General features: G+C 40.8%; 12 protein-coding genes and 1 tRNA gene. 2 read left to right on the forward strand and 11 right to left on the reverse strand.

Features of this window, described 5'->3' with window-relative positions; all coding sequences use genetic code 11:
* Nucleotides 1-7: 7 nt before the first annotated feature.
* From pdxH to prfC, 3 genes are all read right to left on the reverse strand, one after another.
* Nucleotides 8-646, reverse strand: coding sequence for a pyridoxamine 5'-phosphate oxidase (pdxH, locus tag KG708_RS08235; protein ID WP_213608920.1), 639 nt, complete (start codon nt 644-646; stop codon nt 8-10).
* A gap of 520 nt (nt 647-1166) precedes the next feature.
* On the reverse strand, nt 1167-2909 hold the full coding sequence (gene argS / locus KG708_RS08240; RefSeq protein WP_213608921.1) for an arginine--tRNA ligase: 1743 nt from the start codon (nt 2907-2909) through the stop codon (nt 1167-1169).
* A gap of 61 nt (nt 2910-2970) precedes the next feature.
* On the reverse strand, nt 2971-4560 hold the full coding sequence (gene prfC, locus KG708_RS08245; RefSeq protein ID WP_213608922.1) for a peptide chain release factor 3: 1590 nt from the start codon (nt 4558-4560) through the stop codon (nt 2971-2973).
* Nucleotides 4561-4906: 346 nt separating this feature from the next.
* Between prfC and KG708_RS08250 the strand changes: the two genes are divergently transcribed.
* Nucleotides 4907-7564 (forward strand): ATP-binding protein, encoded by a 2658-nt coding sequence (locus KG708_RS08250; RefSeq protein WP_213608923.1) that lies wholly within the window; start codon nt 4907-4909, stop codon nt 7562-7564.
* Nucleotides 7565-7567: 3 nt separating this feature from the next.
* Here the strand turns inward: KG708_RS08250 and rimI are convergent, their stop codons facing one another.
* The 5 genes from rimI to guaB all read right to left on the reverse strand — a co-directional run bounded on the left by rimI (nt 7568) and on the right by guaB (nt 11740).
* Nucleotides 7568-8032 (reverse strand): ribosomal protein S18-alanine N-acetyltransferase, encoded by a 465-nt coding sequence (gene rimI, locus KG708_RS08255; RefSeq protein WP_213609344.1) that lies wholly within the window; start codon nt 8030-8032, stop codon nt 7568-7570.
* Nucleotides 8019-8303, reverse strand: coding sequence for a hypothetical protein (locus KG708_RS08260; protein ID WP_213608924.1), 285 nt, complete (start codon nt 8301-8303; stop codon nt 8019-8021). The genes rimI and KG708_RS08260 overlap by 14 nt, the downstream gene beginning before the upstream one ends.
* Before the next feature lie 65 nt (nt 8304-8368).
* A tRNA-Trp gene (locus KG708_RS08265) sits at nt 8369-8445 on the reverse strand.
* A 141-nt stretch (nt 8446-8586) separates the two neighbouring features.
* Nucleotides 8587-10164, reverse strand: coding sequence for a glutamine-hydrolyzing GMP synthase (gene guaA, locus KG708_RS08270; RefSeq protein WP_213608925.1), 1578 nt, complete (start codon nt 10162-10164; stop codon nt 8587-8589).
* Nucleotides 10165-10270: 106 nt separating this feature from the next.
* Nucleotides 10271-11740 carry an IMP dehydrogenase gene (guaB, locus tag KG708_RS08275; protein WP_213608926.1) on the reverse strand — a complete coding sequence of 490 codons (1470 nt, stop codon included), beginning with the start codon at nt 11738-11740 and terminating at the stop codon, nt 10271-10273.
* A 134-nt stretch (nt 11741-11874) separates the two neighbouring features.
* Between guaB and xseA the strand changes: the two genes are divergently transcribed.
* A complete protein-coding gene (xseA, locus tag KG708_RS08280) occupies nt 11875-13206 on the forward strand; it encodes an exodeoxyribonuclease VII large subunit (RefSeq protein ID WP_213608927.1) in 1332 nt (443 codons plus the stop codon).
* A 9-nt stretch (nt 13207-13215) separates the two neighbouring features.
* On the opposite strand, the gene KG708_RS08285 is transcribed toward xseA, so the two are convergent.
* The 3 genes from KG708_RS08285 to KG708_RS08295 all read right to left on the reverse strand — a co-directional run bounded on the left by KG708_RS08285 (nt 13216) and on the right by KG708_RS08295 (nt 15597).
* Nucleotides 13216-13902, reverse strand: coding sequence for a hypothetical protein (locus KG708_RS08285; RefSeq protein WP_213608928.1), 687 nt, complete (start codon nt 13900-13902; stop codon nt 13216-13218).
* Nucleotides 13903-13927: 25 nt separating this feature from the next.
* A complete protein-coding gene (gene cysE / locus KG708_RS08290; protein WP_213608929.1) occupies nt 13928-14746 on the reverse strand; it encodes a serine O-acetyltransferase in 819 nt (272 codons plus the stop codon).
* 86 nt (nt 14747-14832) lie between these two features.
* Nucleotides 14833-15597 (reverse strand): hypothetical protein, encoded by a 765-nt coding sequence (locus KG708_RS08295; RefSeq protein WP_213608930.1) that lies wholly within the window; start codon nt 15595-15597, stop codon nt 14833-14835.
* Nucleotides 15598-15704 lie beyond the last annotated feature (107 nt).

The raw sequence follows: 15704 nt of genomic DNA on the forward strand, positions 1-15704 counted from the left end.
TGGCTTACTACGGGTTTAAGCGCGTTATTTGCCAGCTATTATCAGCCTGGCGCTGATACATAAAGCGGTCATGCAGACGATGAGCTCCCCCTTGCCAAAACTCGATTTTTTGCGGGACGACACAGTAGCCACCCCAAAAATCAGGGAGTGGTATTTCACCTTTGGCAAACTTGTTTTTCATGTTGGCAAAGGTTTCCATTAACACCTTACGTGACGAAATTGGGCGGCTTTGTTGCGATGCCCATGCTGCTAATTGACTTTCTTTAGGGCGAGATAAAAAGTATTTAGCTACCGCTGAAGTCGGTAACGGCTGCGCCTCACCATAGACAATAACTTGGCGTTCCATATGATGCCACGGAAAATGCAAGGAAATTTTATTATTGCCTTTAAGCTCTTGTGCTTTACGTGAACCGGTGTTGGTAAAAAATACAAAGCCGTTATCATCTAAATGCTTTAGCAGTACGATACGCTGAGAAGGTTGACCTGTATCATCAACTGTCGCCACGACCATTGCCGTGGGATCGGGCAGATTACTGCCAACCGCATGTTCAAGCCAGGTTTCAAACTGTTTGAACGGATCATCCAGCAAGTTGTCTTCACTAAGCGCATCTTGCAGGTATTCACGACGAATATCTTCGAGTTTCATAACAAATCCTTCTAGAGAGCTATCAGCTATCAGCTATCAGCTATCAGCTATCAGCTATCAGCTATCAGCTATCAGCTATCAGCTATCAGCTATCAGCTATCAGCTACAAAATTGGTAAACATACCTAACAGTGTCAATATAAATCTAACACCTAAACCTAAAATTATCTGCAAGTGTAGGAGTGCTAGCAAGGCAATGAGTTTATTTATACCAAGGAGCATACGTTTTTGTATGTGACTTAGGCTAAATAAACTCATTAACGCAGCTAAAGCGAACTACACGCAGCAGACGTTCACCTAAGTAGTTTAGTCTAGGATAAGGCGGACACTCGACTTATCCCCATGAGCATACGTAGTTGTATGTGATTAAGGTCAACTATTTAGTGCCAAGCTTCGCATCTGCAAGTGTAGAAGTGCTGACAAGGCGAAGTGCTTTTTTATGCCAAGGAGCATACGTTTTTGTATGTGACTTAGGCTAAAAAAGCACGACAACGCAGTCAAAGCGAACTACACGCAGCAGATTACATTTGCTCCATGACTTCGATGCCTAACAGATCTAAACCCGTTTTTAACGTATCTGCCACTAAATTACTTAACACTAAACGACTATCACGAACACTTGGCTCTACGCCCTCTTTAAGTACTGGGCAAGCTTCGTAGAATGTCATGTATAGGCTGGCTAGTTCGTATAAGTAACCACACAATACGTGCGGTGTGGCTTCATTGATCATCAGATCAAGGACTTCTTCTAACTGCAGTAATTTAAGCGCGAGGGTTTTCTCTTGCGGCTCAATAATACTTACATCAGCTTTTAAGCTTGCAGCATCAACGCCAGACTTACGGAAAATACTACGAACGCGGGTATACGCATATTGTAAGTAAGGGGCTGTTGCGCCTTCAAAGCTTAGCATGCTGTCCCAGTTGAAAATATAATCGCTGGTACGGTGCTTAGAAAGATCAGCGTATTTAACCGCGCCAATACCTACTTTACGGGCAATTTCACTGCGATCTTCATCAGATAAATCTGATTCACGCTCAGCTAATTTAGCTGCTGCGCGAGTAATTGACTCTTCAAGTAAATCAGCTAATTTAACCGTGCCACCTGTACGGGTTTTAAATGGTTTGCCATCAGCGCCCATCATGGTGCCAAATGGGCAAAACTCGTAACTCGTTTCATCACGTAATAAACCGGCTTTACGCGCAGTTAGCTCTACTTGGTTAAAGTGCAGACTTTGGCGCGCATCAACAAAGATTAAAATACGCTCAGCGCCCAACTTGTTTGAACGGTAATCACACGCTGCTAAATCTGTGGTTGCATATAAAAAGCCGCCACCTGATTTTTGTACGATAAACGCTGAAGGCTCACCGTCTTTATTTGCCAGCTCATCTAAAAATACCACTTGTGCGCCTTGCGACTCTACTGCAATATTTTTATCTTTTAACAGGCTAATAATATCGTTAAGTTCACTGTTATAAGCACTTTCAGCCATAATATCGGCAGGCGTAAGGGTTACGTTTAAACGTTTATATACTTCTTCAGAGTGTTTCACTGAAGTGGCAATAAATAGTTTCCACAGTTTTTCACAGTGTGCGTCGCCACCTTGCAGCTTAACCACGTAGTTACGCGCTTTATCGGCAAAGCCTTCTTCGTCGTCAAAACGTTTTTTCGCATCGCGGTAAAAGGTTTCTAAATCAGCAAGCGCCACAGTATCTAAATCAACACCTTGGTTAATTTGATCTTCTAAATGCGCGATTAGCATACCAAACTGTGTGCCCCAATCCCCCATGTGATTTTGGCGAACAACAGTATCGCCTCTAAATTCAAGCGCACGTACTACGGCATCGCCAATAATCGTTGAGCGTAAATGACCGACGTGCATTTCTTTTGCAAGATTAGGGGATGAGTAATCCACCACTACTTTTTGTGGTTTGGCGTGCTCGTTTACTGCAAGTTTTTCATGGTTATTAGCAGCTTGTACACTTTGTGCTAAAAATTCCGGCTTTAAGTGAATATTAATAAAACCAGGGCCAGCAATTTCCGTTTTGTCGGTGATGTCGCTCACATCTAACTGATCGATAATTTTTTGCGCCAATTCACGCGGGTTACTTTTCATCTTTTTAGCTGCGCCCATTGCACCATTAATTTGGTAATCACCAAACTGTGGGCGTGTGCTTTGGGTAACCGCGGGGTTAGTATCTTCTGGTAAGCCTGCGGCAGTCATAGCGGCAATGGCTTTTTCTACTAAAATAGTACGAATATTCATTATATTATTACCTTTGTAAGCCCACCAAAGCAGGCTTTGTATTAATGCGAGTGGCTAAATGTTAGTTTTCACGGGTGTGATTAAATGTCACTTCAGGATAACGCTCTGTCGACAAGTTAAGGTTTACACGACTTGCCGCTATATAAGTTAAATTATCGCCTCCATCGAGTGCTAAATTGCTTTCGCACTTACGTTTAAACTCTTCAAACTTTTTAACATCATCACAGCTTACCCAACGGGCTGTATTTACATTCACGCTTTCGTAAATTGCATCAACGTTATATTCTGCTTTTAAACGCGCTACAACCACATCAAACTGCAACACCCCCACCGCACCTACAATTAAGTCATTATTAATTAATGGTCTAAATACTTGTACTGCGCCCTCTTCTGAAAGCTGTACCAACCCTTTTAATAACTGCTTTTGTTTTAATGGATCGCGCAAACGAATACGGCGGAACAATTCAGGGGCGAAGTTTGGAATACCGCTAAACTTAATTTTTTCACCTTGGGTAAAGGTATCACCAATTTGAATCGTCCCGTGGTTGTGTAAACCAATAATATCACCAGCGTAAGCATCAGCCGCACGCTCACGATCGCCCGCCATAAAGGTTACCGCATCAGAAATACTGACTTGTTTACCAATACGTACATGATTCATTTTCATGCCTTGGCTATATTTACCTGACACAATACGCATAAAGGCAATACGGTCACGGTGTTTCGGATCCATGTTGGCCTGAATTTTAAATACAAATCCCGTGAAGTTTTCTTCTGTGGCTACAACTTGGCGGTCTTCTGTTTCGCGTGGCAAAGGTGTTGGCGCCCACTCTGTAAGACCATCTAAAACGTGATCCACACCAAAGTTACCAAGTGCAGTACCAAAGTATACAGGTGATAACTCACCGGCTAAAAACAAATCTAAATCAAACTCGTGTGATGCACCAATAACCAGCTCTAGTTCATCACGTAACTGCGCTGCAAGTTCATCACCAATTGCTTGGTCAAGCTCTGGGTTATCAAGCCCTTTAATGCTGCGCACTTCTTGAATAGTGTGGCCTTGGCCGGTTTTATATAAAATAGTTTCTTGGTTATGAATATGGTAAACACCTTTAAATTCTTTACCACAGCCAATAGGCCACGTAATTGGAGCACAGGCAATATTCAGCTCTGTTTCTACTTCGTCAAGTAGTTCCATTGGGTCACGAATATCACGATCGCATTTGTTCATAAAGGTAACAATGGGCGTAGTGCGCAGGCGTGTTACTTCCATCAGCTTACGCGTACGTTCTTCAACACCTTTGGCGGCATCAATCACCATCAAACACGAATCCACCGCAGTTAAAGTTCGGTAAGTATCTTCAGAGAAGTCTTCGTGTCCTGGGGTATCAAGTAAGTTAACTAACGCCTTGTTATATGGAAATTGCATTACAGAGGTCGTTACAGAAATACCACGTTCTTTTTCCATTTCCATCCAATCAGATTTTGCATGCTGATTAGAGCCACGACCTTTTACAGTACCTGCTTTTTGAATTGCTTGTCCGAATAACAATACTTTTTCAGTGATAGTGGTTTTACCCGCATCCGGGTGCGAGATGATCGCAAAGGTGCGGCGTTTATTAATTTCGCTAAGGAGATTTTGGTCTGCCATTAAAAAGGTTCTTTTAGTTGATATACGGATGTATTTATAGTTCAGTATGCAGGGCTTTTAAGGCTAAAATGAGCCAACCTCTAAAGCTCAACATACCCAAACAAGAACCCAAATCAGCTCTTGCGATGCTATCCGTTAAGTTAATCGTAATTAAAGACTATTTTCGCTGATCTTGGCACTATAAACAATCAATGGTTGGCTATTAACGGATCTTTTTTAACTTTGGTATTTTCAGCGATAATTAACAATAACGCTATAAATTGCTCGGTAACTTAACACCAAGCTTGAGTAATAGCGCTGTAAATCATATTATTGTCCGATTACATGGAGGATTTGATGTTGGGTAATGAAAACCAGTAAACTGAGTATTCGATTATTATGGTATATAACTCCATTGGTTATACTGCCTTTGCTGTTTTTAGGTGGGTTTACGCTTACTAATGTAACAAACTCTACACAAAAACAAGCCGACCTGATCATGAGTCGCTTTGTAGAGCAACAACAACAAAAAGTATTTAACTACATCGACTCATTCCACGCAACCGCCAAGTTACTATCAGCATCCCCTGTACTGAGTGACTTTTTAGCCAAAGACCTATTCGAAGAAGCCAGTTACACTTATCGTCTTGGGGCGCTAATGGATGTATTTGCCAGTTACAGTGAAGCCTACCCCGATATAATTAGTATTAATTTGGTCTCAACAATGGGTAGAAGTGATGCCTACTACTCCAGTAACTTAACGGTAGCGCCCAAATCTTATCCATTTTTTGACCACGTTAAAAAAAGTAATTTAAGCCAGCAACAATTTATGGTGCAAAAAGAAGACGGTACTACCAACTTATATTTTGTACAACGCATATACAGTGTTGACTATTATTTAAAACGCCCGCAACAACTTGGTTTTATTATACTTAAGGTCGATCCTTCTATTTTAAACACCAGTATTTTAGAAGCGCCTTACAACAATACATTGAATTTACTTTTGGCCAATGATGGTAAAATTTTATTCAGCTCAGATTATAAAATGCGCGGACACTACGTTAGTGAGTATGAGCTAAATAAAATTAATGAGCTAGCTGATATAGGTAGTCTGTCAACCATTGAGCTTTCGAGTGTTGATAAAATAGAACGACTAATTTTTGCAGCCCAAATGAGTGGTGGTTACTATTATGTATCGACCATTCCTAAAGCCGTACTGTATCAATCAGGTAAAGCGATTAGTGTGATCACAGGTTTAATTGTAATAATTTCTGTGATTACTTTGCCCATCTTAATATTTATTGTGGTGCGTAATTTACTGCTCAATCCTATTGAGCAACTAGGGGAAGCGAGTCACCGGGTTGGTGATGGAGATTTATCTGTTAAGCTTACAGCCTATACTACCGATGAGGTAGGCATACTGTTTAACGATTTTAATCATATGATTAATCAAATAAAGCACTATCAAGAAGAGCTGGAAGATTACAAACACCACTTAGAGGATAAAGTAGAAAGCCGCACCAAAGCGCTAGAATCTATGAATAGCAAACTTGAAAGTGCAATAGCGCAAGCAAAGCAAGCAAACCAATTAAAAAGTCGCTTTTTAGCTAATATGAGTCATGAAATTCGCACTCCCCTAACCGCAATTATGGGGTTTACCGAACAACTACTGCATAACGAAAAAACCACCAATGACAAGCAGCATCTAGGTACTATTTTACGCAACTCAAAACACTTATTAGAGCTTATTAATAATATTCTCGATTTATCAAAAATTGAAGCTGAAAAACTGGCTGTAGAGCAGACGCCGTTAAATGTTATCCAACTTATTCATGATGTTGAATCAATAATTAAGCCTTTAGCACAAGAGAAGCAGCTGTCATTTACGATTAATTATGCACTTCCGCTACCGCATACTATTAATAGTGATATTACCCGCTTAAAACAAATACTGATTAATATTGCCAGTAATGCGGTTAAATTTACTGAACAAGGCCAGGTAATTATCACCGCTAAGTACCAAGCACCTAAAACCCTCACTTTTGTAATAGAAGATACTGGCATAGGCATGTCGGCAAACCAAATTAGTAGGCTGTTCACTCCTTTTGAGCAAGCCGATGCAACAACCACACGTCGATTTGGTGGTACGGGATTAGGCCTATGTATTTCAAAAAATTTAGCTCAGCTGCTCGGTGGCGATGTCAGCGTAACCAGTGAAGTGGGTGTGGGAAGTTGCTTTACCATCGATATAGATTGCCATCTAGGTAATGAGCTTAGTAGTAACCTGCTTTTGACTGAACACTCTCAACTCTCACCAGAAAAAGATCCGCAACTGTCTTTTGCAACCAATAACTTTGATGCGCATATTTTAGTGGCAGAAGATAACCCCGATAATCAGTTACTAATTAAATTACTCTTACAAACGTGGGGGTTGGAGCCAGATATTGCCAACAATGGCGCACAAGCAGTTGAAATGGCATTATTAAACGACTATCAGCTTATTATAATGGACATGCAAATGCCGGTAATGGGTGGATTAGAAGCAACTAAAATGCTCAGAGATGCCGCCTACGATGGCCCAATTATCGCTCTGACCGCGAATGTAATGAATCATGATATTGATACTTATCTGCAAGCAGGCTGTAACAAAGCATTGGGTAAACCCATTGATAAAGACGCACTGGAAAATGTATTAGTCAGCTATTTACACCTTGAGCGTGATAACCAAAACAAGTGGGATAGTTTATTAAAAAGTGAGAAGTTTCAGCAAATAAATGCCAACTATTTAACGAGTTTGCCTGATTACTTAAAGCAAATAAAAACCCTGTATAACAACCGCGATTGTGAGACATTACGCGCTCTAGCCCACAGCATTAAAGGCAGTGCTGGTTGTTTTGGATTTGATAATATTTACCATAGTGCATCAGCGCTTGAGCAAAGCCTAAAAAGCAACAACAAACCACAAAGGAAAAAGCACCTTACAGAGCTAATTGCGGCAATAGAAATAGCCATTGCTAATAAGTAATCATTAAAAACTTAAACTCAGTGCCATGCCCATTAAAATAGCGTCTTCAAAGCCGTTTTTATTTGGCGCATTGCTGGGGTAATAGTTTTTACGAACTGACATTTCAATAAAGCCAGCGCGTTCATACAAAGCAATCGCCCGCGTATTAGACTCTCGCACTTCTAAAAATAAGTTTTCGGCACTGTGTTGCTCACCGTACGCTATAAACTGTGTTAATAACTGCTTAGCAAGCCCTTGTCCCTGAAAGCTCGGGGCGACACAAATATCCATTAAGGTAAAATCAGGCCCTGCTTTTTCACCAATATAAAAACCTATCATTTGCTCGTCATTGAACACGGCCAAATTAAAATAGCGCCCCTGCAAACACGACTGCATGGTTTTTAACGACCAAGGGTGTGTATGGCAGGCATTTTCAATCGCCATAAGCTCATTGATATAATTATCGGTAATCGACTTAAAGTGTATCAAGGTGTTCACTCATTAATGCCCATAAAGCACGTTTTTGCGCAGAGGTTAGGTTTGAATCAGGAAGACCTAATTGTTGTTCACTAAACTCAATAGTGGATGATTTAACTATGGCATTTATTGCTATAGGTGCAAACGCACGCTCAATATCATCTTTTAATGTATCACAGAGTATTAACGATGAAGTCGCTGACAGCTCAGCTTGAGCTGGGCGAAAGTATTGATTAAGTTCAAGCTTTTCTATACCAAAAACAGATGCGTAACGTGAATGCATAACGACTCGATGAAATTAGTAAGTTGGATAATATATGAAGTAATCAAAATGATGTAAAGAAGAAATGGCAGGGGCGGAGAGATTCGAACTCCCAACCGTCGGTTTTGGAGACCGCTGTTCTACCAATTGGAACTACGCCCCTGCAATGACGATGAATTATAAAGACCTTTTGACAAAGGTAAAGTAAAAAATCAACTTTTTGGTTTGTTTGCTTTTTAAATAAACAAAACGGCGAATTAGCATGCTAATTCGCCGTTAGTTATTTCTTAATTAAACAGGCGTATTATTCCCATTCAATAGTCGCAGGTGGTTTACCTGAAATATCGTAAACAACGCGTGAGATACCATCGATTTCATTAATGATACGGTTTGAAACCACACCTAAAAACTCATACGGTAAATGTGACCAACGTGCAGTCATAAAGTCGATGGTTTCAACACAACGAAGTGAAACAACCCAATCGTACTTACGTGCATCACCCATCACCCCTACCGACTTAACCGGTAAAAATACAGTAAACGCTTGGCTTACTTTATGGTAAAGCTCTGCTTTGTGTAGCTCTTCAATGAAGATAGCATCAGCGCGGCGAAGCAAGTCACAGTACTCTTTTTTGATTTCACCAAGTACACGTACACCTAAACCAGGCCCTGGAAATGGGTGGCGATAAAGCATGTCGTACGGTAAACCTAGCTCTAAACCAATTTTACGTACTTCGTCTTTAAATAACTCACGTAGTGGCTCTACTAAGCCCATTTTCATGTCATCTGGTAAACCGCCCACATTATGGTGCGATTTAATTACATGCGCTTTACCCGTTGCCGATGCCGCTGATTCGATTACATCAGGGTAAATAGTACCTTGACCTAACCATTTTGCGTTTTTAAGCTTTTTAGCTTGCTCGTCAAATACGTTTATGAAGGTATGGCCAATGGCTTTACGTTTCTCTTCTGGGTCTGACTTACCCGCTAAGTCATTTAAGAATTGATCTTCGGCATCTACTTTTACAATGTTTAGACCAAACTTATTACCAAACATATCCATAACTTGCTGGCCTTCGTTTAAACGAAGTAGCCCGTTATCAACAAATACACAGGTTAGTCGCTCACCAATTGCACGGTGAATAAGCATAGCGACAACCGATGAATCTACACCACCTGATAAACCTAAAATAACTTCGTCGTCGCCGACGGTTTCTTTAATACGCTCAATGGCGTCATCTATGATTTTTGCAGGCGTCCAGAGTTTTTCACAGCCACAAATATCAATCACAAAACGCTCTAATAAACGTTGACCTTGATGAGTGTGTGTTACTTCTGGGTGAAATTGTACACCGTAAAAGCGCTTTTCTTCGTTAGACATAGCCGCATGCGGACACGTTGACGTTTTCGCTGTGGTTTTAAATGTATCTGGAATATCCATTACTTTATCACCGTGGCTCATCCACACATCCAGTACGCCATTGCCGCCATCGGTGATATGATCTTCAATAGCATCAAATAATGCACAGTTACCTACTTTTTCAACCTGTGCATAACCAAATTCTTTTTTATCTGAGCTATGTACACGGCCGCCAAGCTGGGTTGCCATGGTTTGCATACCATAACAAATACCAAGTACAGGAACCCCAGCATTAAATACATACTCAGGAGCACGTGGGCTATTTTCAAGTGTGGTTGATTCTGGGCCACCAGAGAGGATAATACCTTGCGGGTTAAACTCGCGAATTTGCTCTTCGGTTACATCCCAAGCCCAAAGTTCACAGTAAACACCAATCTCGCGCACACGACGGGCGATTAACTGTGTGTATTGTGAACCAAAATCTAAAATGAGGATTCGTGAATCGTGAATGTCTTTGCTCATGAAGTATCTCGTAAAGTCAGGTGCTAAACGCCACCAGCTCAAGCTGTGTGACTATATATTAGGGCTAGTAAACACTAGCCCACTTATTTCAAGTTGTTAAGACTGATTAGCCTAAACGGTAGTTTGGTGCTTCTTTAGTGATTTGCACATCATGAACATGCGATTCACCCATACCAGCAGACGTTACACGAACAAACTGTGGTTTAGTGTTTAACTCTTCAATGGTAGCACAGCCCGTTAAGCCCATTGCACTGCGAAGACCACCAACTTGCTGATGAATAATCGTCGCGATTGGGCCTTTATAAGCAATGCGTCCTTCAATACCTTCAGGCACTAGCTTGTCTGCTTCGTTTGATTTTTGGAAGTAACGATCCGATGAGCCTTCTTTTTGATTCATCGCCCCTAAGCTACCCATACCACGGTAAGATTTATAGTAACGGCCTTGATAAAGTTCAACTTCACCCGGCGCCTCTTCAGTACCCGCCAATAAAGAACCAACCATTACACACGATGCACCCGCAACAAGTGCTTTTACAATGTCACCTGAAAAACGAATACCACCATCGGCAATGACCGGAATATCACGACCTTTTAAACCTTCAACTGCATCAGAAATCGCCGTAATTTGTGGTACACCACACCCTGTAACAATACGTGTAGTACAAATAGAACCAGGACCGATACCCACTTTAACAGCATCAGCACCGGCATCTGCAAGCGCTACCGCACCTTCAGCCGTTGCTACGTTGCCTGCAACAATTTGTAAATCTGGGTAAGCTTTACGCGTTGCAGCAACACGGTCAATAACACCTTGTGAATGGCCATGTGAAGTATCAATAAGCAGTACATCAACACCCGCTTCAACTAATGCAGCAATACGCTCATCAGTGCCAGCGCCAACACCAACTGCAGCACCAACACGTAAACGCCCCTGCTCATCTTTACAAGCATTAGGCTTGTCTTGTGCTTTTTGATAATCTTTTACGGTGATCATACCTTTGAGTTTAAATGCATCATCAACCACAAGAATTTTTTCAATGCGGTGTTCGTGCATTAAACCTAAAATTTCTTCACGGGCGGCGCCCTCTTTAACCGTTACTAGGTTTTCTTTTTTAGTCATTACTGTAGAAACAGGCTGTTCAAGCTTAGTTTCAAAGCGCATATCGCGACTAGTTACAATCCCTTTTAAGTTATTTTCGCTATCCGTTACAGGAAAACCTGAAAACCCTTTTTCCTGGGACAGCTCCACCGCATCAGCAATGGTCAGATCGGCAGTAACTGTAACAGGGTATGAAACAATACCTGCTTCATAGGTTTTAACTTTACGAACATTTTTCGCTTGTTCTGCAATGGTCATGTTTTTATGAATAAAACCAAGACCACCTTCCTGCGCGAGTGCAATAGCTAAACGAGCTTCTGTAACAGTATCCATAGATGCTGAAATGAGCGGCAAGTTAAGTTTGATACCACGCGTTAAGCGAGTTGAAATATTTGCCGTATGTGGCAAAACAGTAGAATGACCAGGTACTAAAAGTACGTCATCAAAGGTAAGAGCTTCTTTAGCGATTCTAAGCATTTTGGCAACTTCTCACATGTGGATCTAAGATAAGGAATTGCGGCCAAATTTTAACAGCGTTGTAAGCACTAGTAAATAATATTTTGTATTTATTTATGATAAACTCGCTGAATATTTAGTTTATGGTCATTTTTATGTTTTCTAAGCCCTCGCAAGCTATTTACACCGTATCTCGTCTCAATCGAGAAATACGTACACTTCTTGAACAAGGTTTTGCCTCTTTGGTGTTAACCGGTGAAATTTCTAATTTTATTGCGCCTGCGTCTGGGCATTGGTATTTTTCGTTAAAAGACGACAAAGCACAAATTAAAGCCGCTATGTGGCGAGGCAATAATCGTAACCAAAGTTACCGCCCCATTAATGGTGCACAAGTAACGGTGAGGGCTCGCGTTTCTTTGTATGAACCTCGTGGCGATTATCAGCTGATTGTAGAAAACATGGAGCCTGCAGGCGAAGGGCAGCTAAAACTTGAGTTTGACGCACTAAAAATGCGCTTAGCCGCCGAAGGGTTATTTAGCTCAGCTTATAAAAAACCTTTACCCCAAAATATAAACCGTATTGGGGTCATCACCTCGCCATCAGGCGCGGCAATTAAAGATATTTTAACCGTGCTAAAACGTCGAGCGCCACAATTAGAAGTGGTTATTTATCCTGCTATGGTGCAAGGTAAAGAAGCTCACAGCCACTTAATTAAGCAAATAGAACTGGCAAATCGTCGTAATGAAGTTGAGGTACTCATACTCGGGCGCGGCGGTGGCTCGCTAGAGGATTTATGGTGTTTTAATCATGAACAACTTGCTCGTGCTATTTATCAAAGCGCATTACCCATTGTGAGCGCTGTCGGCCATGAAATAGATACTACAATTAGCGATTATGTTGCAGATGTGCGCGCTGCAACCCCCTCAGCCGCAGCTGAGCTAGTAAGTCCAAATACGCAAGAGCTACATAATAGGGTTCATCAGCTAATTAATCGCTTATCTCATGCATTTAAGCACAGCATAGCCGACAAACGTGCGCAGGCTATACAATTACAGCATCGGCTTAATTTATGCCATCCACGCAATCAACTTAATCAAAAATCACAACGCTTAGATGAACTTAGCATTGCACTGCAACAGGCAATGCGTCAGCGTTTATACCAGCAAGAGCGCGTGTTAGCTAATTTAACACCCAGACTAATGCGTCAATCTCCTGATAGAAAGCTCGCTCAAGCACGTCATCAACTAGACCAACTTCATGCACGGTTGCACCAAGCGATACAACAGCAACTGCAGCAAGCAAATAGTACACTTGCCTTACAAGCAAGTCGGCTTGATTCGGTTAGTCCACTTAACGTATTGGCACGTGGTTACAGCATAACGAAAACGCCACAAGGCAAAGTGGTTAAATCGGTGGTTCAAATTAACACAGGCGATGTGCTAATTACAGAGCTTGGCGATGGCACAATAAAGTCAACAGCGTTGTAAACATTTTAGCTAAAGCTCTGTTGTCATTAATATGGTTAATTCAGTGTCGCTAGAGGTTGAGGCAGTTCTTTTAAACTGCAGCCAAAACGCTTGTTTCATTAGTTTATCATTGAGTTCTCGCCAGTGGGTATGGTCGAACGAATCTTTATCTGTTGGTGCCGCTAATTTAAATTTACAAACCGATGTTTTACACTCTGCGCTTACAATATCAGGCATTGAGGCTAAATCTGCAGTAAGTAAAAAGTCTTGCAGTGCTGTTTCAGTTTGATAAGCCCACTCCTCATTGCGTATTTGTTCATCGAACTGTGCTTGTAAAGCGGCTTCGACATCACTAGGGGGGCGCAGCTCTTTTAGAACACGATTCATGGTTGTTTTTTGCTCAGCAAGCTGTTTTTTTAATTCAACGACTTGTGCTTCAAGAGATAACTCATCGACAGATGAAGCTGCTGATATATTTGAGTCCACATCGTCCACTTTTTTTGAAGCTGCAACATTATTTGCAACTACACTATGTGTGTTATCTGTCGCTTTGGCCGCATCGTTTTTTTTGTGTTGCACAATACTCGGCTGTTGATGTTCAACATCTGTAATAACAAATTTTTCAGGTGCAGCAGCAAAAAAATTTAAATAACCCCACGTCAAGCTAACACCTGACACAAAACCACCAAGAAGCATTAAAAAACTATGTTTGTTCACTTTAATTCCCTTTAATATTTATTTTTTAGAGCATGGCACTGGTATGCGATTCGTTTTCTGGCTCGGGGTACTCTAAAAAGTTTTGGTTCATACTTTCTGCCGGGCACTCACAATCTGGGCGACCAATAATTTTTGCAGGTACGCCGACAGCTGTAGTATGCGCTGGCACCGGACTTAACACCACTGAGCCTGCGCCAATACGTGCGCCCTCGCCTACTTCAATGTTACCCAATACTTTGGCGCCTGCACCAATCAGTACGCCTGCTCTAATTTTAGGATGGCGATCGCCTTGCTCGTTCCCCGTACCACCTAATGTAACCGATTGTAATATTGATACATTATCTTCAATCACAGCAGTTTCACCAATAACAATACCGGTGGCATGGTCAAACATGATGCCTTGGCCTACTTTACAAGCAGGGTGAATATCAACCCCAAACACCTCTGAGGTACGGCTTTGAATAAAGCGAGCAAGCTCTTTACGGTTTTGCTGCCATAAACAGTTTGCTAAGCGGTGCGCTTGAATAGCATGAAAGCCTTTTAAATTTAAAATCACAGTAAGGTAGGTTTCGGCCGCAGGATCACGGTCTTTTACCGCTTTTATATCGTGAGCAACATGTGTCAACATGCGGTCACACTTAACAAAGGCCTGATCAAATAGTTCGCGTATTGTAAAAGCCGATACCACAGCATCAGCTAGCTTATTAGCAACAATAAAACTCAATGCCGACCCTAAACACTCATGATTTAAGATACATGAGTACACATGGCTCGCTAAAAGGGGTTCTCGAGTTACTACTTCATTTGCTTCGCTACGAAGCTGTTGCCAAATTTCATGACGCATAATAATGCCTTACGTTAATACAAAGAGCCTATTGCTTAATTCTAACGGATTTAGCCGCCTAGGTGTTAATCACTTTGTTATTTGTTCTAGTTATTAGATATGCCTTCAATGGCATTTATTTTATCTTTTAACCTTCTTGGACTCTCAAATGAAGGAATTTTTCTCATATCTTTTTGAAGATATTTATAATTTTCACAAAATTGTTCAGCATAAATATTTATCCAAAAAGATTGCTCTTTAGTTAAATATCCTTTTAAGCGATAAAAATACTTTTCTGTAATTTCTTGAGGGTGCCTACTTTTTCCTGCAAGATCGATCACTTCCTCAAATAAAAGGGCAAATAATTCACTCTCTTTTTCAAATACACCTCGATACTTCTCGCTTTTAATTATTTCATTTGCTTGCTCCGAATAGAACTCATCAATATCAAGTACTGTTCCAGTAAATGGTATGTTACATAATTCATCTGTAATCTTAGTAAAGTAACTTGAATCACTCTCTAGTTTTTTCTCTACACTTTTCTCTAAGTCGCCAGCTAATTGAACAAAAAGACTATTAAATAATTGCTGTTCTGCTTGTGAAACAACCTGTTGATGATGCCTTGCATTTTGACGAAGAACACTTCTATGTGATCTTTGGTTTTTCCCGTTTGTTTGAATCAAAATGATAACTGTAAAAAACGCTAGAACAGGGCTTAACATTCCACCGAAGTACGTAGCCATTACCCCCCATTCAGATTGCGTATTCCAAAAACCAAAGCCAAATTTCATAATATATGGCACACCAATTATTAGAAAAAAAATGACTAAAAAAGTATAAACATTGCGGAGTTTATTTAAAAATTTACACATACTAATTCCTTTTAACCCTATCAAATAATACATATTACTAAAAAAATATTCATAATATAAAAATGCCCCAATATATGGGGCACTTTAATTATCTTAACTTATATAAC

The organism is Pseudoalteromonas sp. (assembly GCF_018402495.1).
Lineage (GTDB): Bacteria > Pseudomonadota > Gammaproteobacteria > Enterobacterales > Alteromonadaceae > Pseudoalteromonas.

What these genes read in the sequence shown, in the direction of transcription:
- cysE (WP_213608929.1), bottom strand. Translation starts at nt 14,746, where the DNA reads ATGCGTCATGAAATTTGGCAACAGCTTCGTAGCGAAGCAAATGAAGTA.
- guaA (WP_213608925.1), bottom strand. Translation starts at nt 10,164, where the DNA reads ATGAGCAAAGACATTCACGATTCACGAATCCTCATTTTAGATTTTGGT.
- xseA (WP_213608927.1), top strand. Translation starts at nt 11,875, where the DNA reads ATGTTTTCTAAGCCCTCGCAAGCTATTTACACCGTATCTCGTCTCAAT.
- argS (WP_213608921.1), bottom strand. Translation starts at nt 2,909, where the DNA reads ATGAATATTCGTACTATTTTAGTAGAAAAAGCCATTGCCGCTATGACT.
- KG708_RS08250 (WP_213608923.1), top strand. Translation starts at nt 4,907, where the DNA reads ATGAAAACCAGTAAACTGAGTATTCGATTATTATGGTATATAACTCCA.
- KG708_RS08260 (WP_213608924.1), bottom strand. Translation starts at nt 8,303, where the DNA reads ATGCATTCACGTTACGCATCTGTTTTTGGTATAGAAAAGCTTGAACTT.
- prfC (WP_213608922.1), bottom strand. Translation starts at nt 4,560, where the DNA reads ATGGCAGACCAAAATCTCCTTAGCGAAATTAATAAACGCCGCACCTTT.
- pdxH (WP_213608920.1), bottom strand. Translation starts at nt 646, where the DNA reads ATGAAACTCGAAGATATTCGTCGTGAATACCTGCAAGATGCGCTTAGT.
- guaB (WP_213608926.1), bottom strand. Translation starts at nt 11,740, where the DNA reads ATGCTTAGAATCGCTAAAGAAGCTCTTACCTTTGATGACGTACTTTTA.
- KG708_RS08295 (WP_213608930.1), bottom strand. Translation starts at nt 15,597, where the DNA reads ATGTGTAAATTTTTAAATAAACTCCGCAATGTTTATACTTTTTTAGTC.